At 50.4% G+C, this 19780-nt stretch carries 15 protein-coding genes and 1 pseudogene; 2 read left to right on the top strand and 14 right to left on the bottom strand.

Annotation, left to right across the window (positions count from 1 at the left end; all coding sequences use genetic code 11):
* Nucleotides 1-38: 38 nt before the first annotated feature.
* From DYH27_RS06875 to DYH27_RS06885, 3 genes are all read right to left on the bottom strand, one after another.
* Nucleotides 39-500, bottom strand: coding sequence for a hypothetical protein (locus tag DYH27_RS06875; RefSeq protein ID WP_004353238.1), 462 nt, complete (start codon nt 498-500; stop codon nt 39-41).
* 148 nt (nt 501-648) lie between these two features.
* Nucleotides 649-2166, bottom strand: coding sequence for a 2,3-bisphosphoglycerate-independent phosphoglycerate mutase (gpmI, locus tag DYH27_RS06880; RefSeq protein ID WP_025068353.1), 1518 nt, complete (start codon nt 2164-2166; stop codon nt 649-651).
* Between the two features lie 213 nt (nt 2167-2379).
* On the bottom strand, nt 2380-2901 hold the full coding sequence (locus DYH27_RS06885) for an energy transducer TonB (protein WP_025068352.1): 522 nt from the start codon (nt 2899-2901) through the stop codon (nt 2380-2382).
* A gap of 331 nt (nt 2902-3232) precedes the next feature.
* Between DYH27_RS06885 and DYH27_RS06890 the strand changes: the two genes are divergently transcribed.
* Nucleotides 3233-4414 carry a hypothetical protein gene (locus DYH27_RS06890; RefSeq protein ID WP_025068351.1) on the top strand — a complete coding sequence of 394 codons (1182 nt, stop codon included), beginning with the start codon at nt 3233-3235 and terminating at the stop codon, nt 4412-4414.
* A gap of 119 nt (nt 4415-4533) precedes the next feature.
* Here the strand turns inward: DYH27_RS06890 and DYH27_RS06895 are convergent, their stop codons facing one another.
* The 10 genes from DYH27_RS06895 to DYH27_RS06940 form a co-directional block, all read right to left on the bottom strand.
* The gene (locus DYH27_RS06895) at nt 4534-5736 is read right to left on the bottom strand and encodes an SGNH/GDSL hydrolase family protein (RefSeq protein WP_029755009.1); all 1203 of its coding nucleotides are present in this window, start codon (nt 5734-5736) and stop codon (nt 4534-4536) included.
* Between the two features lie 180 nt (nt 5737-5916).
* Nucleotides 5917-6876 (bottom strand): helix-turn-helix transcriptional regulator, encoded by a 960-nt coding sequence (locus tag DYH27_RS06900; RefSeq protein ID WP_051132054.1) that lies wholly within the window; start codon nt 6874-6876, stop codon nt 5917-5919.
* A 123-nt stretch (nt 6877-6999) separates the two neighbouring features.
* Entirely contained in the window at nt 7000-7755 is a 756-nt protein-coding gene (locus DYH27_RS06905) for a hypothetical protein (RefSeq protein WP_025068349.1), read from the bottom strand.
* A gap of 29 nt (nt 7756-7784) precedes the next feature.
* Nucleotides 7785-9455: a RagB/SusD family nutrient uptake outer membrane protein gene (locus DYH27_RS06910; RefSeq protein ID WP_025068348.1), complete on the bottom strand. Its 1671-nt coding sequence runs from the start codon at nt 9453-9455 to the stop codon at nt 7785-7787.
* A gap of 20 nt (nt 9456-9475) precedes the next feature.
* Complete coding sequence (locus DYH27_RS06915; RefSeq protein ID WP_025068347.1) at nt 9476-12751, bottom strand: SusC/RagA family TonB-linked outer membrane protein; 3276 nt, start codon at nt 12749-12751, stop codon at nt 9476-9478.
* A 623-nt stretch (nt 12752-13374) separates the two neighbouring features.
* On the bottom strand, nt 13375-13812 hold the full coding sequence (locus DYH27_RS06920) for a hypothetical protein (RefSeq protein WP_013670929.1): 438 nt from the start codon (nt 13810-13812) through the stop codon (nt 13375-13377).
* Between the two features lie 162 nt (nt 13813-13974).
* Nucleotides 13975-14754, bottom strand: coding sequence for a glycosyltransferase family 2 protein (locus DYH27_RS06925; protein WP_025068346.1), 780 nt, complete (start codon nt 14752-14754; stop codon nt 13975-13977).
* A complete protein-coding gene (locus tag DYH27_RS06930; protein ID WP_025068345.1) occupies nt 14751-16025 on the bottom strand; it encodes a glycosyltransferase family 4 protein in 1275 nt (424 codons plus the stop codon). Before DYH27_RS06930 ends, DYH27_RS06925 begins: the two co-directional genes overlap by 4 nt.
* Before the next feature lie 365 nt (nt 16026-16390).
* On the bottom strand, nt 16391-17977 hold the full coding sequence (locus tag DYH27_RS06935) for a hypothetical protein (protein ID WP_029216595.1): 1587 nt from the start codon (nt 17975-17977) through the stop codon (nt 16391-16393).
* Nucleotides 17978-18015: 38 nt separating this feature from the next.
* Nucleotides 18016-18651: a DUF4294 domain-containing protein gene (locus DYH27_RS06940; protein ID WP_013670925.1), complete on the bottom strand. Its 636-nt coding sequence runs from the start codon at nt 18649-18651 to the stop codon at nt 18016-18018.
* 227 nt (nt 18652-18878) lie between these two features.
* On the opposite strand from DYH27_RS06940, the gene DYH27_RS06945 reads away from it, so the two are divergent.
* Nucleotides 18879-19247, top strand: a complete 369-nt coding sequence (locus tag DYH27_RS06945; protein WP_013670924.1) for a desulfoferrodoxin — start codon at nt 18879-18881, stop codon at nt 19245-19247.
* Between the two features lie 359 nt (nt 19248-19606).
* On the opposite strand, the pseudogene DYH27_RS13395 reads toward DYH27_RS06945, so the two are convergent.
* Nucleotides 19607-19763, bottom strand: a pseudogene (locus tag DYH27_RS13395) (HlyD family secretion protein); the annotation flags it as partial.
* Nucleotides 19764-19780 lie beyond the last annotated feature (17 nt).

The following is a 19780-nucleotide window of genomic DNA, read 5'->3' on the forward strand; positions in this document are numbered from 1 at the left end:
CGACTTTTTCTTATTCAAATAAAAGGGATTATTGAAGCTCAATTACTTCTTTGCTTCCCCTGTTTTTCCCAGGCCTTGATCTTTGCCTTCTCCTTAAGATAGGCACGCTTTACTTTCTGTTCGGTTTTAGCGACACCTCTCTTTACTTTCTTTACATCAGACTTCAACTTGGCTTTACCGGCCTTCTCAGCATGCTTTACTTTGCAATTGACTTTCTTTGCATCAGCGCAGATTCTTTCTTTGCCTACTTTCTCTGCGTTCTTTACCTCGTCTCCTACCTTCTTCGCACCTGCATCAAGTTTTTCTGCATCAGCATGGAACTTCTCTTCGCCGACTTTCTCTGCGTTCTTGACTTCAGAACCCACTTTCTTTGCCAGCGTATCGATACACTGGCCGATTGTTTCATAACCTGTCACTTTCTTGTCTGTCTGTGCCTGTGCGTCAAGAGAACAGAATCCTGCAAGTACTGCCAACAATAATACGAATTTACGAATCTCCATTGTTTCCAATCTTAAAATAACAACCAATACTTATATTATACTTAAAGAGCCATGAAAGAGACTCTCGACGACAAAGATAGCAAAAACAAATCCCAAAAGCCATAAACAGCCTTTGGGATTTTCTTGTTTTCGGATTATTAACACTTAATCAGTCTGTAATCAGATTCTCACCTGTCATGTCAGACGGCTGTTCCAGTCCCATGATATGGAGGATGGAAGGAGCAACGTCAGCCAGACGCCCGTCTTTGACCGTCGCCGAGTTGTTGTCCGTAACATAGATGAACGGAACCGGATTCAGCGAGTGGGCGGTGTTCGGCGTACCGTCATCATTGATGGCGTGGTCGGCATTGCCGTGGTCGGCGATGATGATAGCCTCGTAATCATTGGCCTTGGCAGCCTCGATAACCTCCTTTACACAGTGGTCGATAGCCCACACTGCTTTGGCGATGGCATGGTAAACACCTGTGTGACCCACCATGTCACCATTGGCAAAATTCACCACGATGAAATCATACTGCTGCGTATTGATAGCACCGACGAGCTTGTCCTTTACCTCGAAGGCACTCATCTCCGGCTTCAGGTCGTAGGTTGCCACCTTCGGCGAATGAACCAGAATGCGGTCCTCACCCTCGAAAGGCTGCTCGCGGCCGCCGTTGAAGAAGAAAGTCACGTGTGCATACTTCTCCGTTTCGGCTGTATGCAGCTGACGCTTGCCGAGCCGGCTGAGATACTCGCCCAGGGTATCTACGACATTTTCTTTAGGGAAGAGTACGTGTACCCCCTTGAAGTTGGCATCATAAGGGGTCATGCAGTAATACTGCAGATCCTTGATGGTGTGCATACCCTCCTCCGGCATATCCTCCTGAGTGAGCACGTGGGTCAGCTCCCGGGCACGGTCGTTGCGGAAGTTGATGAAGATGACGACATCGCCCTCCTGGATGGTTCCATCAACAGAAGAATTGTTAATCGGCTTGATGAACTCGTCGGTCACACCGTCGGCATAACTTGCTTCGACAGCCTTCACCATATCGGTAGCCTGGTTGCCTTTGCCTTCGACGAGCAGGTCGTAAGCCTCTTTCACACGGTTCCATCGATTGTCACGGTCCATAGCATAGAACCGGCCGACGATGGAAGCGACGTGTGCTCCGTTGGCATCACAGACCTTCTGGATGTCGGCGATGAAGCCGGCACCACTCTTCGGATCGGTATCACGGCCGTCCATGAAACAGTGGACATATACATCTTTCAGGTTGTATTCCTTGCCGATTTCGATGAGCTTGAAGAGGTGGGCCAGTGAAGAGTGGACACCGCCGGTAGAAGTCAGTCCCATCAGGTGGAGCTTCTTGCCTGTCTTCTGCGCATAGCTGTAAGCATCGATGATGCCCTGGTTCTTCAATATGTCACCTGTCTGACAGGCCTTGTTGATCTTCACGAGGTCCTGATAGACAATACGGCCGGCACCGATATTCAGGTGTCCCACCTCCGAGTTGCCCATCTGGCCGGCAGGCAGACCAACATCCTCACCCGAAGCCTGCAACTGCGAATGTGCGCTGACCGCATTCAAATAATCTAAGAAAGGTGTCGGTGTGTTGTAAATCACATCGCCTCTGTCATGCTTTCCGTTACCCCATCCGTCAAGGATCATCAATAAAGCTTTCTTTGCCATAATTTTACCTTTATTTTTTGTTATTGTCTTCGTTCCTGCAAAGGTACGATAAAAGAATAAGACCGTGGCAAAAAGGTGTTGGAATTTTACGGTCGGGGACTGGCGGGATATGCGTCAAGTTCCCTCTGCAAAGGGCAGTCACCGGCCACTCACAGCAATTAACAGCTTCCCGATGCCCCAGCAAGCTGAATGTTCCTTGCCATACCCCATGAGCTATTGCAACCGGAACGTTATGGGCACGCCTACCCATACGCCTTTTCTTGGCTTGCGTTTCCATTTCCAGGCCGGCATTGTCTTCAACACACGAAGTGCCTCTTGATCCAACACCGGATCGACAGAACGCAACACAGTGAACCGGCTGCACCTGCCCTTGGGACTGACAAAGAACCTTACGATGACCCTTCCTTGTACGCAGGTTTCCTGCAACACTGGAGGATAACGGAGATTGGCTGCAACGAACGCATTGAAATCACCGGGGAAACAAGGGGATTCCTCAAAGGAACATACCGTTTCCATCAACGGCTTCCGGTCTGTCGTCACCGTGTCTTCCTTGTCCATACGTACAACTACAGATGCCGTGTCACAGCAGGGAACAGAACTGGGCTCAGCACAGATCTTGGGTGAAAAAGAGCATTCATCCTTTCTTTTCTTCGATTTCATCGGCTGATGCTGTGCATCCGCATTTCCAACAGCAACAAAACACATCAGCAATACATAAAATAATTTTGTCTTCATAATCATAATTGTTTAGCATCTAACATATAGTCTACTTCATATTCCCATCAAAAGATTGTAATCATACTTCTCCCTCCATCCATAAGACCGGAGCGGATAATCAAAAACCTGCACCGACGCTTAAACGCAATCACGCCGCCGCAGGTTTATGAAATGCAGATGACAATCATTGGAACTTATTGTCAGTGCAAAGGTAAACAAGAAGAAGATACAAAGCAATACCTTGGCCTTACTTGACACATATACGGATATTACCGCACTGGCTGTCAGAAACTTATCTATTCTTATCCATGAATTCTGACACAACGGCGATTTGGCCGTACCACATAGAATGTGTATCTTTGCAAACATGAAAAAGAGAACTTGCCTGGTGATGATAGCCCTTTCAACACTGCTCTCATGCCACCAAAGGAGACTGCCGGCCTACCCTGCCACCGACGATGGAATCGCACGGATGCGGCTCGACAGTGCAGCATTGCTGCTCAGGAAACACGACACCCGCAATGCGATGTGCCAGCTGAAAGCAGCTGAAAAGCATCTTTTCAACGTAACGGAAGACTCTCTGAAGTTCACGACTTACTACCGTATCGCACTGCTGAATGCGGAAAACGGGGCCTACAGGCTGGCACTCGACTACCTCAACCATGCCGCCAGACATACCGACGACAGCAAAAAAAGCCACCGTCTGGCAGACATTTACCTCGAAAAAGCTTCTGTCCTCAACCAAATGGGACTTCGCGACTCGGCATTGCTGTATATAAAAAAAGCAGAGGCGTTCAGCCCCCGCATTCGGAAAGACCAGGAAGAAAGCATAAGAGAGATACGTACACGAATCGAAAAACATCAGATTCTTTCGGTTTCACCGGAGAAGGACATTGAGATCGTACAGATACAGGACCGTTATGAGGTGGCACTGGCACAGCGCAAAGCCCTGCAGTTGCAGCTGTACATTGCCTATCTTCTCCTGCTTCTCATCGCCGTTTCCATCGGCATTATCGTGTGGTTCCGCCGGCGTATGCACCAACAGCTCCGCTTCTATCGCCAACAACAGCAGGAAACGGAACAGAACATCCAGCGTATCTTACGACAGAAAGATACGACAATCGATGAAATGAAAGCTGATATTGACGAGAAAATCCATGAGCTGGAACAGCTGAAGCGAAAGATTCCTGCACATAAACGGAATGAGAAAACATCCGAATCTATCGACCAGATTAAACTCGGAGTCGATACGCTCTACTCGATTCTGAAAGGCGACAACCTCTCACAGATGGGCAAACGAGAGCAACAGGCACTCAACGCCATCATATCCAGCTACGACTACGAACTGGCGTATGTGCTCAACAATCCCCGTTATGCTTTCACACCTAAGGAGACTTTTTATTACATCATGGAACAGAACGGCATCACCGACGAGCAGAAAGCCACAGCTTTCTGCTGTACGGCACAGGCGGTGAGGTCGATAAAAAGCCGGATGAGGAAAAAGATGGAGAACAGAATCAAGCAACCCTGAACGGAAGTCCGTCACGTTTCATTCTACCCATAATAACAGAAAACAGCCCGTATGAAGACAATATGGGAACATTGGAGTGTCACGGTTTCGCATTCCTTGCTATAGACTGCCCTCTTCATTTACATCTTCTTCGCAGCATATTCTCCCATCTCCCTGTAGCCTGCAGGATTGGGGTGCAGCCAGTCGCCGATATGCCATTCACGGCGCAGCTGTTCCGGTGCGGAGGGATCACGCAGAAGGACATCGAAATCGATGAAACCGTCTATTTCACGTGTTGTCCGTATCCATTCGTTCACCGTTCTGCGTGCTTTCTCACGTGCCTCGGTGAAGTAGCCTTTGCAGCCACGGAAGGGAGTTATCGTTCCCATATAGACCTTGAGTCCGTGCAAGCGGGCTTTCCTGATCATTACATGATAGGCTTCTATGAGCTGCCGGGCTGTTTCCTCCGGATTCATCGACGTACCGATGTCGTTGATTGCCTCAAAGATGATGACTGCACGAAGTCCTCGCTGCCCCAGTATGTCCCGGTCGAATCGTTCCTTTCCAGGCTGTCCCAGTCCCACGGAGAGGATGCGGTTGTTGCCGATTCCGAGGTTCAGAATTCCCGTTCTGGCAGCTTTGGAACTATTGGAAGCAGCATCGCCATTCAATGCAGCTGAAAGGAAGTCGGGCCAGCGGTCCTGTGCATTGGTCGTACTGCCCTTTCCATCGGTTATGCTGTTGCCAAGGATGGCTATACTGGAAGCCGTGGCATCGAGCACGTCTATGGCCGAGATATTGAACCAGTGGTCTTCCTTGAAAGCGGTAGAAAAATCGGTATAGGCATTTGTCACACCCCGCAATATATAAGAGGTGGTGCGCGACCCCATGTGGACAGTCGGTTCCTTGGGTGCTTTCAGGTAATTGATGGTAATGGTGATACGCTCCAAAGGATGCAGGTTGAACCGCAATGCATCCGAGAAGACGGCCTTGCCCGCAAGAATCGTTACCCGTCGTTTCCTGCCGAACTGCAGATACTTCGCTGAACGCTTCTGTATCTCGGGACCGTTCCCAGCCCTGGCCACATAGACACTCGTTATCTCGACAGGCTCTGAAGAGCATTCATTACTCAGCTGCAGGCGGATGACACTCCCGCCGATGCTGACCTTCACCACCTGCCGGACGGATCGGTCGGTCATTTGGTTGTTGTAGGGCATAAACGCCTTGTCGACCGTCTGCGGCGCACAGGCCCATGTCCCCACCCAATGCGGTTGCTGCGCATGGACAGCGAGGGGTGCAAACAAAAAGAATAAAAGTAAAAGTTTCTTTGTCATAGGAATCATGAAAAACAAGGAAAAATGAAGACCTCCCAAAGAGAGAACTCACGAAGAGAGAGAAAACTGAAGAGAGAACTCACGAAGAGAGACCTCCCCACGTCCCTTAGAAGGAGGGATGTGGTAGGATAAGGCGGAAAAGACGAGGGCTGGCTCGTCTGTGCTGCGCAGAATCATAGGGGTAGCCTGCTATTCACTCCCCCTCTCCATTCGGAGAGGGGCTGGGGGTGAGGCTTTTGGGGGTGAGGCTTTTCGGGTAAGGCTTTCTATCTCCTCCTGCATATACGCCATGAACCCCTCCCCCTCTACGATGTCAATATCCTTGTACAGTCCGAGGACGAAACGTCCCAACCCACGGTAGTCACAGACCTCAATGTCCAGCAGCCAGGAATTGTCTTCCTGCCGGGCAACATAACGGACCCCTTGCGGATATTCCTCCACAAAAAGGTTGTGTGACAACTGCCCCAACCGGAGTTTCACCCGATGGCGTTCCTCACCGCTGAACATGAAGATGTCGGTGAACACCTGCCGGTGCCGGTCTTCATGCAGCCAGGGAGTATCAAGCTCTTCCACGTCCTTCATACGGGAGATTTTGAAAGTCTTGTTCGTATGAGACAGCAGTTCATGACAGCGCACATCCTCGTTGTCGTGCAGCAGGAGGAAAGGTTCGACGATACGGTCCTTCACCGTGTGGCTGTTCGGACTGGAGTATCCTACCAGCCGTACCATCCGCTTACGCTCCATTGCCCGCCGGAGCACAGACAGGTTGCTGTCCATCTGCCGGCGGACCGATGAGGGAGCTGATACAGACAGGGCGTAGGCATTCTCTATCTTCCTCCGAAGCTGGTTCACCGCCACACTGCTGCCGTTATCCGCCATCGTCAGCAGACTGTAGATGGTCCTGATGTCATTGTCCGTGAACTGGACGGCCTGCAACAGCCTTGTAAAGAAAGGCGACCGGCGGTCGATGTGATAACAGCCTTCATGCTTGAAGACGATGAAACCGGCATGTCTGATGAAATCGAGCAGATAATAAAAGTTCCTGCGCGACAGCTCCATCCTCTCGCACAGTTCCTCCACCGTATAGTTGCGGCCGTCAGACAAGAGCGCCAACAGTTCCAACTGCTTCCTTAGTTTGTCAAATCTCATACATTACACTTATCCTGTATAGTACTAAACGCACAGGAAGGCCATTAATTGTCTTAACATGAAAAAACTCTCTGTACAGGCATATAACCTGTACAGAGAGTCAATATCATTCGTCCTCAAACCTTACTTGTTCAAGACCAGAACTTCCTGCTTTACGCCGAAAGAGCCTGCAGAAACCGTGAACTTGAAATTGAAAGTGAATGTCTTTGTCCCTTCGTCATAAGTACTTCCCTGGTCTGTTGCACTGACCATTCCATACGACGGATGTTTAAATCCCGTCTCCATGGAAGAAGGATAGACTGTCACCTTACTTCCGTTCGGACTGAAAGAGAAGCCATGGCCTTCTGCCCACAGATCCTTGATACGGTAGCGATTGCCCACTTCTGAATACTCGACATTGACGGTACCGATATTGCCGAACATTTCCGATGTATATGTTCCTGTACCAAAAGCCTTGTAGTCAAGACCCTCGAAGTCGATACTCTGGGAAGTCTTCGTGCCACCATTCACCGCAACAACGGTTATGGAATAAAGCCCGTGCAGGTCCGTAACATAGACATCCTTGTAATCAGAAGGCTTCACGTCAACTTTCTTTCCATTGGCAACGACATAGTCGGCATATTCACCTTCTGTCATCTTACGTGCTTCCTTAGCCGACTTCAGTTCAGCCAGATAATATACTTCACTGACAGCAGCATTGGTCGCTACACGGAAGAGACAGTCGTTATCGGCATTGTACCCATCTCCGACTTTGTATTGATAAACCGTTCCAACGGGTGTGCCGTCATTGCCCGGCTCTGTGCCATACTCTTCCTTACAGCCCGTAAAAACAACGGCGGCAAGGGCAAGTAACAGTAAACTCTTAATGTATTTCTTCATAATCTTTTGCTTTTATATTCGTCAATTGCTTAGAAAACATACGGATCAGAGTCGGCGGCAGGCTGAACCGGATCAGGATTACGAGTCATACCTCCATTGTTGTCAGACTCTGTTCCCACAAATGCCCAGACCATCCAGTTAGGCAGCTCCTTCGTATTCCAGCGCGCATTTTCAAGATGATTGGTTCCAGCATAACTGCGGATAATGCCCTTGTTCAGACGTTTGATATCAAAAGTAGCAAAACCTTCACCCCAGAGCTCTACACGGCGCTGCCACCAGACTTCGTTCTGGAATAGAGACGTACTGGCATTGTAATAAGCATCTGTATGTTTGCCATACACATACTGCGGGTCTCGCGTCTTGGCAAATGCTTCCAACAACGCCTTACCACGTACTTCATCCTGCATCCCTGCGGCTTCAGCCTCGATAAGCTTCATTTCCTCAACACGCATCAAAGGGACTGATACACACCAGGCATCGTACTTGACATCAGCTTTCCCCGCTGCATTGCGGAACTTCAAAGACAAACCACCAAGACCGTATTTGGAGTATTCCATCCCTGACTTGTAGACGCGATCGGGATAATTAGAGTAGTCTCCCAGCTTGTTGATGGCAGCAGCTTTGCTCATGCCGTCCAAAGAGAAGTCCACCCAGCACTTGCGACGGAAATCCGTACTGGGAATCGTAGAATAGAGATGACGGTCAATCACCATCACACCACCGTATGAAGAGGCATATCCGCCGTCGAATCCGCCTTCCATCATCATTACAGATCCCCAGGAGTCGTCACCGTCATTCCCTTTGATATTGGGGTCGGTAGGAAGGAACTGTGTGGCGAACATCCAGGAACTGTTAGGTTTGTTGAAACCATTGTCACGGCTCAAAAACTCGCTTTCACTCATCATCGTGTAGCCCTGCTGTGCCAGCTTGGCATACTTCTCGGCATTCGCCCAGTCCTGCTTCTCAAGATAGGTACGTGCCTTGAGGCCGTAAACGACACTGATATCAGGAGTATACTTGTCCGATCTCTTATAGTTCGCAAGATACTTCTCTGCTGCGTCAAGATCCTTCAGAATGAAATCGAAAGCTTCCTCCCAAGTCATACGCTCACTATGAGTAGCCTCCTGCAATGTACGCAACTCATCAGCCTTAATCGTTGTCAAGGCTTTCGGATCAACCGAATAAGGTTTTGCCGCATACATACGTACCAAGTCCAGATAGAACATGGCGCGCATCGCATAAGCAATACCTGTACCAGCCTTTTTTGCGTTTTCGGGTTCTTTATATCCCGAAGCACCGGCACTTTTAATGACGTTGTTACAGTCAGTAATCCACGAATAGTAGCAGGTCCATGGGAACTGGGTAACGGCATAACCAGATGCCAGGTACTTGACGTTGTTGTACCAGGTGGTAAGATGATTATTGGCACCTGCCGGCACGACATCCTGTCCTTCAACATCACGGGTAAGGAAGAACGCCGTATAGCCGAAATCCCACACGTTGTTTCTCCTGGGAGAATACGTTCTCTTTCCGCTGAGGTTCGTTGTCAGTGCGCTGACCATGTTATCAAAGGCACCCGGAGCTCTCGCCACCTGATCCAGTGAAGCGACATTGCTCTGCGGCTCTACCTCTTCGATACAACCCGTAAGCACAGAAGTGCCTAAAGCCGCCAGGAGTATTGTTGAAAAAATCTTATTCATTGTCATATTCTTTTTGTTAATTAGAAAGAAACCTGCAGACCACCCATGACTGTACGTACAGGCGCATAGGAATTGACACCCGAGCGAGATGTTCCCTGGAAGCTGAAGCGGGGATCAAGTCCCTTGCGGGCAGACCAGAAGCAAAGGTTCTGTCCTTGTACATAAAGACGGATTTTGCTCAGCATCAACTTACGGACCAGTTTTGTCGGAACAGTATAACCGACAGTAAACGACTGGAAATTGAGGAACCGCGCACTCGTAAGGAAACGCGTGGACTGTGCCGTCAAGTCAGGATCCGTGTACATGAAACGTGGAATATCGGTGGAAGTATTGTTTGGAGTCCAAGACTTCAATATATCCTTGGACAGATTTGATCCGTCTCCCGTTGTCCTGACATTATTCATCAGCGAAGCATAGCCGAAATCATAGATCTTACCGCCGATCTGATAGTCAAATGTAGCATTGAGGTCAAAATCGTAAACTCTCAGTGTCGTAGTGAAGCCGCCATTGGCAGCCGGTAACATCTCATGAGTATAGTTCGTAGCTTCGCTCCAATCCGTCGTTGTGAAAGAATGCTTCGTTCCTGGCTTGTTACTGTTTGACAGCCTGCCGGCTTTGAACTCCTTGTAGATGTCCTCGTCAACCCAGTAAAGCGGCTGTCCCTTTTCATTCACACCGGCATAATCAGCCATCATTCCATTGTAGAGTGGTTGACCTTCTGCGTACCACATCGGGATATTGAATCCTGCACTGACATCCGCCTGTGAGAATCCGCCATACTGTGCAATCTTGGTAGGGTCGAGCTTCAAAGCCTTTGCACGGTTGTGAGAAATATTCGCCGAAGCACTCCATACAATATTCTTCGTACGGATGATGTCTCCGCCGAGCGTAAATTCGACACCTGAGTTGCGGATGTCTCCAATGTTACCATAGTAACCCCGTACACCTACACTCTCCGGAACACCCAGCCAGAAAAGCATATCCGTTGTCTTCTTGGTATAGCAGTTGAGCTCACCATTCAAACGGTTCTGGAAGAGTGCGAACTCAATACCGAAGTTGAAATTGGTGGTTGTCTCCCAGGTAATGTCAGGATTGCCAATGGAAGTGAACGAAGGCAACATCGACTTCTCACCACGTACCAGGCTGTAATAGTCAACATAGTTGAAATCAGGAATACCATCGTTACCCTGCTGTCCGATAGAGACTTTAAACTTCAGATTGTCAACCCACTTGGCATTCAGATCCTGGAAGAACTTTTCTTTGCTGAGAATCCACGCTCCTCCAATGCTCCAGAAGTTACCCCAACGGTTTTTCTTTGCGAATCGGCTGGAAGCATCACGACGGAAAGAAGCCTGTGCGAAATACTTCTGGTCATAGTTGTAAAGCAAATTGGCAAAATATCCTTCCACATTATAGATGGTACGATAAGAATAGCTGTCATAACGATCTGCAAACGCATTGATTTCCTTGATGTCCGGTGAGAAGCCACCACGAGCCAATACCTCCAGATAGTTATAATTAGACTTATACCACTCATGTCCTACCATCAGCTGGACATCATGCAGGCCAAAGGCCTTATGCCCCGTCAACGTCTGGACATAGTTCCAACGATAGCTAACACCAGTATCCTTATTAATGCGCCCCTTGTCCGCAGCAGCACCGCCAATAAAAGGATTCTCATAGAAAGAATAACGTGTCAGTAAAAGGGTGATGGAGTTCATCGAATTGAATTTCAACCATGGAGTCAACGTAACATCAAAGTTGAACTGTCCCTGCAACTGATCGAGTATGGTATTCTGCTTGTTGTACCTGTTCGCGCCCAGCGGGTTACCTGTACTGAGGAAAGGCCGGGTCCCGATGCCCGGATAGTTTGTTGACGGCACACCGAAGTCATATTTCGGGTGACCGTATTGATCTGTAGCAATCACCGGATTGCCGTTTGCATCCAGTGTGCGGACGTAGACAGGATAGATAGGAGCAATATACTGAGTGAAATAACCCAGATTAGCCGCATCAGTCCTGGTATCGCTCAGATTAGGATTCGACTCACGGTCAGAATGCACATATCCGGCATTTGCCAAGAGGTGCAGCCAGTTGGTAGCCTGATAGTCCGCCTTCAACCGAGCCGTAAACCGCTCATATCCGGAGTTCTCCAGTACACCTTTCTCTTTCAGGTAACCTACACTCGAGTAATAGCTCATCTTGGAATCACCACCACTTACATTGATGTTATACTCCTGACGGAATCCATGGCGGTATGCCTCATCCTTCCAGTCATCCGGCTGGAGGTAGTACTTTGTACCATTATATTCGTAAGCGCGTCCGAGGGTCGCCTTCGGATTCAACTTACCATCAAGCCCGATAAGATTCTCACCGGCGGGAAGTGTATATGGATTATACTGCAATCCGAAGCTGCCATTGGTGATCATGTTATCATTCGCCCACTTATTAGCCTGTTCACGTGTCATACCCTGCTTGTAGAAAGCATAGTTGAAGAACTGTGAATAGTAAGCCTCCATGAACTCGCCGGGATCCGTGAACACGTCATAGTCCTGAATACTGCGGCTCGTCGCACCCCACTTCATCTCAGCATTGATGTTTGCCTTGCCTTTGCCTTTCTTCGTTGTAATCAGTATGACACCTGCCGCACCGCGTGCACCATAAAGAGCAGCAGAGGAGGCATCCTTCAGAACGGTAACGCTCTCGATGTCGTCCTGCGGAATGTTGCTCAGAGAAGCAGGATAAGGAGCACCGTCGACGATGATCAACGGATCTGTAGAAGCATAAAGAGAAGCGATACCACGGATATGGATGTTCGCATTTCCAGCACCGGGAGCACCGGATCCGCCTGTCAGCTGCAAGCCCGGGACCGACCCGATGAGAGCATCAGCCACATTGGTAGTAATCTTCTTTTTCAAGTCACCGGAATTGACAACGGCTGCAGAACCGGCAAATGAGGCCTTGGACTGCGTACCGAAGGCAACGACCATCACCTCGTCCATCACCTTCCCGTCCGGATCAAGCGTGATTTTCATGTGTGCCTTACCCGTCAGCGTCTGCGTCTTCATGCCGATGTAGGACACTGTAATCTTAGAACCAGCCTTGACAGGCAACGAGAAATGCCCGTCTATGTCCGTCGCGGTTCCCGTCTGCGTCCCTACCACGAGGATAGACGCACCGACTACGGGCTGCCCGTCATCTGAAGAGATTACGGTCCCGCTAATCTCTGTTTGCGCCAGTGCTGTTCCCATACAGAGGAAGAACACGGCTAAAAACATGGTTAGTCTTTTTTTCATAAAATCGCTTTTTTGTTAACAATAAATATACTCTGTTTGTCTTATTGCAACTGGTAAAATTCACGAAACCAATCGTCAGGTTCTTGTCAAGAAGGGTATTCTCGTCAGATTACAAAGCTAATATAGTTTTTCTCAACATCCAAGCAAACGTAAACATAAGTTTTATTTTTTCACATTAATTAAGATTTCGGCGGTAAAATCTGTCATTGTGATGGTCAGAAAACAAAATAACCATAAGCAAAAGCGGCTTTCCACAAGCAATATTGTAAGTAATACACAATTTTACAATTTGACAGATAAGCCCATTGAAAACATCTATAACAGCTCCCGCATCCTTACAGAATGACAGGAGACTTTCGTCCCGACAGACGGGAGACAAGACCGGAAAAGACAGCTGAAAAAACCGATTGAGAATATTCCCAACCGCTTGGGAATGTCGTTCCCAGACCTTGGGAATACCGTTCCCGACGGCCGGGACTGCTGTTCCCAAGCGGTCGGGAATGAGCGGTCTGCAGCTTAATGTTTTGGCTGTATGCGGACCGAAGAAAACAAAACGTCCCGCCACGATGAAAGGAATACTTCACCGTGGCGGGACGAGCCTAAGGTTATGGCCTGGAAGAATGTCAGTTACGGTCTGTGCTGTCAGGTTTGAAGGAGTCGGAAATACCTTTTCCGAGTTTCCTGAAGAACTTTTTCCCGCCTTCTCCTATCTTGCGGGTTATCTCGCCCACCGTCCTGGCTTCACGCTTCACGACCTGCCCCACACCATGTGAAACAGACTTGATTCCCTGCCTTACTTCCATCTCTCCGGAGTCCGTGCGGGCAGTCTGCCGTGACGTGCCGCCGGTCTTCGCGCTACGCCCGGAAGACGGACGTGCCGTCGGCATCTCTGCCGCGTCATTCGCCCTGGCGTTGCGCCTTGCCTCCTTCTGCATTTCCTTCTTGTGTGCCCTGACCAGCCGGGGGGATGCTCCGGCAATGCCGCTGTACTCTGTCTGTGCCGAAGCTGACAGGCACATCAGTGACAGGGCTATCAATGCTTTGATTCTGATACTTTTCATTGTCGTTTGTTCTGTTATATGGGTTAAGAACGTCCGACTGCCTAAGGATATTGCCGGCCTTAACAATCAATAGGACGTATTAAGGGGATTTAAGTCACGTCTGCCTCTGCCAGACAGGTTCTCCGTTCCAGAACATTCCTGCCACAGCGGCCCCGTTCCGGCCTATCTGACAAGGCTCCGCACGGCAAACCATGCGTGCAGCAGCACGGTCTGGAGAAGTCCGTAGTGCCGGCGCATCACGTCGAAACGCTCCCGGAGCGACTCTTTGTGATGGAGGGTCGTCTGTCCTTCCTGCACGTAATCCGCCACGACGGCATGGATATTGCGCAGCAGGAGTCCCCTCCGCTCTCCTTCCTTCATGACCCGTATGCACCAGTCTACGTCCGCCGAATAGCGGTAGACGGTATCATACGGCAGCGAACGTGCGATGTCCGTCCGGGCATAGAATGCCTGGTGGCATACCAGCATGCCGTAGCGGAAGGAACGCCAGGTGAGCCGTGCAGGCGGAGTGAGGCGGCGGTGGCAGAGGAAGTTGCCTTTCCCGTCGATGATGTCGGTATCGCCGAAGAGTACGGCAGGACGCTCCTCGCCGTCGCCCACCACGGCGGCCAGCACCACACGGTCGAGCGTGTCGGCAGCCGGAAAGCGGTCGCCGGCATTCAGGAAGACGACATAATCGCCTGTCGCCAGCTGCAGACCTTTGTTCATTGCATCGTAGAGACCGTTGTCCGGCTCGCTCTGGATGCGCACCGTGTGTCCGTTCTCCGCCTCTCCGGACTGTTTCCGGTAGGCTTCTGCAATGGCCACGGTATTGTCCGTCGACGCGCCGTCGATAATGAGATGTTCCACATGAGGATAATCCTGCATAAGCACGCTGTCGAGCGTCGGCTGCAGTACCTGGGCCGCATTGTAGGTTATCGTGACGACTGAGAATGCAATCATAGACAGAAATTCTTATAGGCCATCGCCTCGTTATATACTTCAAGATACTGCATGGCAACGCTCCGCTGCGAATAGCTGTGCAGCACCTTCGCCACGGCCGCTTCGGAGAGAGCCGCATAGTCGGCCTCATCCAGCACCCAGCGGATGCCCTCTGCCAGGTCCCGGGCATCGCGTTCCGCCGCCACATAGCCGTTCCGGCGGTGATCAATCATCTCGGGTATGCCTCCAACACGGAATCCCACACACGGTACGCCGCACGCCATGGCCTCCATGATGGTGTTGGGAAGATTGTCCTCGAGCGAGGGCAGCACGAAGACATCGGCGGCATTGTAGACGTCGCGTATCCGCTGCTGGTCGCTCACGTAACCGATGGGATAGACCGGCAGTGCCAGTCTCCCCTCCAGTTCCTCGGCGTGTCCGCCGAGGATGGCGATGCCGGTATGCTCCTTCATTTCCGGATGCTCTTCCGCCATCCGGGCTACTGCCTCCACGAAATAGTCCATCCCCTTGCGCTGGTCCGTCACACGCTGTGAGACGAAGAGCACGAGGCGTCTGTCGTCGGGGAGGTGCAGCCGCTTCCGGGCCGACTGCCTGTCCTGCGGCGAGAAGAAACGGCTGTCGATGGGATTGGGGATGTCTCTGACGCTGATGCCGCGCAGGAGTCCGCTCCGCTTTGCCTGCCGGGAGAGCCACTGGCTGCAGGTGACGAACCAGATATTGCCGTGGCTGAGCATTTCCTTCTTGCGTTTCCACACCTTTGCCGACAGGTCGTGCGGACTGCCGCCGCCGGGCAGCAGCGGACAGTTTCCGCATCCGTTCTCGTAGCGGCAGCAGCCATGGGCATAATGGCAGATGCCGGCAGCCGGCCAGAGGTCGTGCATCGTCCACACGACCGGCTTTCCCGAGCACAGGATTTTGCGGATGTTCTTCAGAGAGAGCATGCCCTGGTTGATCCAGGAGAGATGTATAATGTCGGCCTCCTTGAACTCGCGCAGCTTCGTGATGTCGCTGCCGGCGTTGGCGATGTCTATCTCAAAAAGGTGGTTGCGGGAGAAATGCAGGTGCCAGAACACGCAGAACCGTTCCCAGAGGAGGTGCCGCTGGTTCTGCCACTCGTGGCCGAGACTGACCACGGTGATGTCGTCCGTCAGCTTGTCACGCACCAGCATCTTCGCCTTCACGCCGTTGTTGTTCAGCGCATCCTTGAGCCGGTTGGCGGCAACAGCCGCCCCGCCTGTCTTCTCACTGGTATTTACTATCAGTATTCTCATTGGCGTATCATTTGCAGCAAAGTTACAAGAAAAGCGATAAACAGACAAGAAAAGTAACAAAATATTAGTTGTTTGCGGACACAGCAGGTTGATTTGCGTCAAGAAAGACGTAATATTCGAGGAAATTACAGGTAAAAAGTTGCAGAGAAGCAGAAATCCTCCTACCTTTGCATCGTCAAAAGGTTAATAGATTGTTTAGGTTAGTAGTAATAGATTTAGGTTTTTAGTTATTTTATTAAGGTAAAAGTTTAACGATTGATCCAGGATGACAAAGGAGGCCGTGAGGTTCCCTTTCATTGAGAAAAGATTATTTAGTTAAACATACTGATAACGCCGGTGCTCGCAGAGAGTACCGGCGTTTTTCTTCATCTTGTCCGTTCTATCGTATATCCGCCGTCCATGTCTTCCATGAGGCTGTGATACACTATCTTTTCTATAAGTCCCTTTGTATCAACATAGACATCCATGGAATCCTTCGTCGGACAATACCTGTCTTTCTCCGACCGAAGGGAAATCACGGTTCCCTGTCCGGTGTGTGCAATATGGTAATTCACCACGCCTTCAAATCTGTCGAAATAGTATTCTCCTGATGTCTGCCTTGCTGAAAAGCGGTTGTTGAAGGTGGTCATCATCTGCAGTTCAGGCATGGAAGGATAGAAATCCCATAGATTAACCCCATTGACGATATAGAAGGTCATCACCATGGCCACCTCTTCTGCGGTATCGCCCGACTTTCTCTGATGTGCTTTCTTCCATGCCGGGGCCTGGCGCATCAACACTTCCATCAGCTCTTTTCCGAACCGTCCCTTGTCCTTCAGTTCTATGTCCGTATCGTTCGATGCCGGTTTATACACGATGACGAAGTGGTTGCGGCGCAACAGCTTACGGTATTCCCCTATCGGAATCCTGAATCCATGGAACTCCAGGTCTTCCTCGCTGGAAGAGAAAACGGTATCGGCAATAAACTCCAGACGGCAGAGACTGTCAGTTGACAACAGCGGCACAAGCCGGAACGTATGGTCAGGACTGTTTCCTTCATACGATTTCGGCCATGTGACCCGATAGATGAGCGTGTCGCCGACAACATACTGCGGACGGAACAGGGGAGCGGGTTCCGGCACGTGGGTGACACCTGCCTTCAGACGGTCGTAAAGGCGGCTGCGCTTCGCATCCGCCGGATTGCAGACAAGCAGCAGGCTTCCGTCATAATGTTCTACGGGGATGGGACGCGGGATGCCAACAGGCTCATTGTCCACGAAGATAGCTGCCACGTCGCTTATTCTACGGTGGCTGAGCAGAGCGAAGGCATCACTTGACTCACAGGTCATACTCAGAGAGAACAGCCAGGGATTGTTGTCACAGTTTTTCCGGGCATCCTCCGACCAGACATCTGTATACTGGACAGAGGGGATGGCATAGGGGCTTTTCATATCAGCTATATAAAGATACAGCTGTGTATTGCTGAGGCCGTCCAGCTGGAAGAAGTACCGGTAGCGAGAAGCGTCATAGAACCCTTTCTCACGGGCAAGTGCCAGCAGGGCTTCCACCTTCGCCGAGTCGGTTCTGTTGACGATGAAAACCGTAGAAGCATCTTTGTCCTCCGCTATGCCGCAGACAGCGGAGTCCACGACAACGGAATCCATGTCATCCTCCCTGGAAGCCGCATCTTCCGCATCACTTTCCTCATCATCCGACGGAGACGGCGGACAGGTGGGCTGCGCCGAATCTGCCGGATCGGAACCGGGAATATACAGTTCATGTGTAAGGAGCTTCATGAGCGGTATCTCCGTTATCTTTCCCTGAACCGGCAGCAGCTTCTCGCTGATAACTGAAATGACTTCATGGATATTGGACGGGACCGGATAGACGGACACGTGTGCGGGCTTCACGCCCTGCGCCAGGACGGTTTGCAGACAGCAGGCGAGCGATAGCAAAAGGAATGTTCGTTTCATAAGGATGATTTCATTCTATAAGATGTAGACCAGAATTGTCACAGCTGTCCGGCCTCGACCTGCAGGACGATGCGTTCCACCAGTCTGTCAGCACCCTTGGGGTCGTACCGCTTCTTCAGACTGCTGCCGAAAGCCCAGGCGAAAGCCTGGTAGAAACCGGCACGGACCGGACCGAGGAAAGCCTGGACAAGTTCGTAGGAAGTAGAGTTGCATTCGCGGTCGACAAGTTTGATGAGGAGCTTTCCCTGCGAGAAGCTCAGCTTCTTCATACGGGGTTTATAGGTGTTCCATATCTCCTTCTCCACACGTTTCATGTGCTCCGACCGTTCCTTTTTCGACGGGATGGTCTCAAGATAAGCTCCGGTCTCAAGGATGATCTGATGGCACTCCTTGGCTATCGGCAGCACTTTCTTGATGTTGTAGACAAGCCTGTAATAAGCCATCTCCTGCGATTTGTTCTTGAACTCCAACGGGGGGAAAACATAGACATTGCTCGTCCGCACATACTGAATACTGTCTGTCCCCACTTTCGCCTTGCCGATATGTACCATGGGCACGAACGTGGGAGAATCCATATCCACCGTCCGGTCCTCGGGATTGATATGGTCCTGCGCAGCTGCCCCCACCGTGAAAAACAGCAACACAGCAAATGTGAAAAGTATCAGTCTGTTCATATCTGGTGACAAAGGTACAAATTTTAAACTAAAGGCGATTTCATATTCCAGGAAAAAACAGTCCGCTCCCGCCAGACTTTTCTTGGACCTGCCATCCCTGCAAAACCAGCAAGGAACCCCATCAATTCTTAAACTATGTAAAAACTGTAATGATTTCAAGTTAAAGGCTTGTTTCTTTCAGGAAAACGCTTTATCTTTGCACCCGAAACATTAAGAAATAATTTATTATGGCAAAAAGAAACGAATTATATAAGTGCGCAGAGAGTGGCAACATCGTAGAGGTTCTTGTTGGTGGTGAATGTGGATCCGGCAATATGCAACTGCTGAAAGAAAACACAACCGATGCCGCCACCGAGAAACACGTGCCGGTCGTTGAGAAGATCGAAGGCGGCTACCGTGTGACGGTCGGCGAGGTGGAACACCCCATGACAGAAGCCCATTCCATCCTCTGGATTGAGTTGATCACCAATAACAACGAGGTACTCCGCAAGTATCTGGATCCGACAGACCGTCCGGTAGCCGAGTTCAAGACCGATGCTACAGAAGTCTATGCACGTGAATACTGCAATCTTCACGGCCTCTGGCGTTCAAAGTAAGAACTGAATTTCAAACTGACATATCGTAATACGGGTGCATACGCCTCCTTGAAGATGGAGGGTATGCACCCTTTTTCAGATTCCTCCGTTAACAGACAGTTCCGCATTGCGTTCGGAAAAACAAGCCTCCCTGATCAGATAAGTACTGCCGGCACAGCTCTTCTCCGGCTACAGTCCGCTCCCATCCCGGTAATAGGTCGTGAGGTTCGGGCCGTCAACACGACCGGTGTCTGCCGACAACACAATATGTGATGGGCCTCAGCACGTCTGCAGGGAAGGCCCGTCCAATCCTGTCGCTATCATATAATAGCAAGATGCTGATGACTGACTTGCACCGCAAATATATGCCGGACAACCCTGACGGTTTCAGGACAGGAAATAAAGGTATGCTCCGGCCAGCAGTCCCAATGTCACAACGGTGATTACCGTGATGCCGTAGCGGACAATCCATGAGGGCTTCTCGTCGATGATGCGCCTTACCTTCTCGCTGCGGAGTTCTATCTTGTCGTCTGCCATAATCTGTCCCTTCTGCT

This window comes from Prevotella denticola (genome assembly GCF_900454835.1).
Lineage (GTDB): Bacteria > Bacteroidota > Bacteroidia > Bacteroidales > Bacteroidaceae > Prevotella > Prevotella denticola.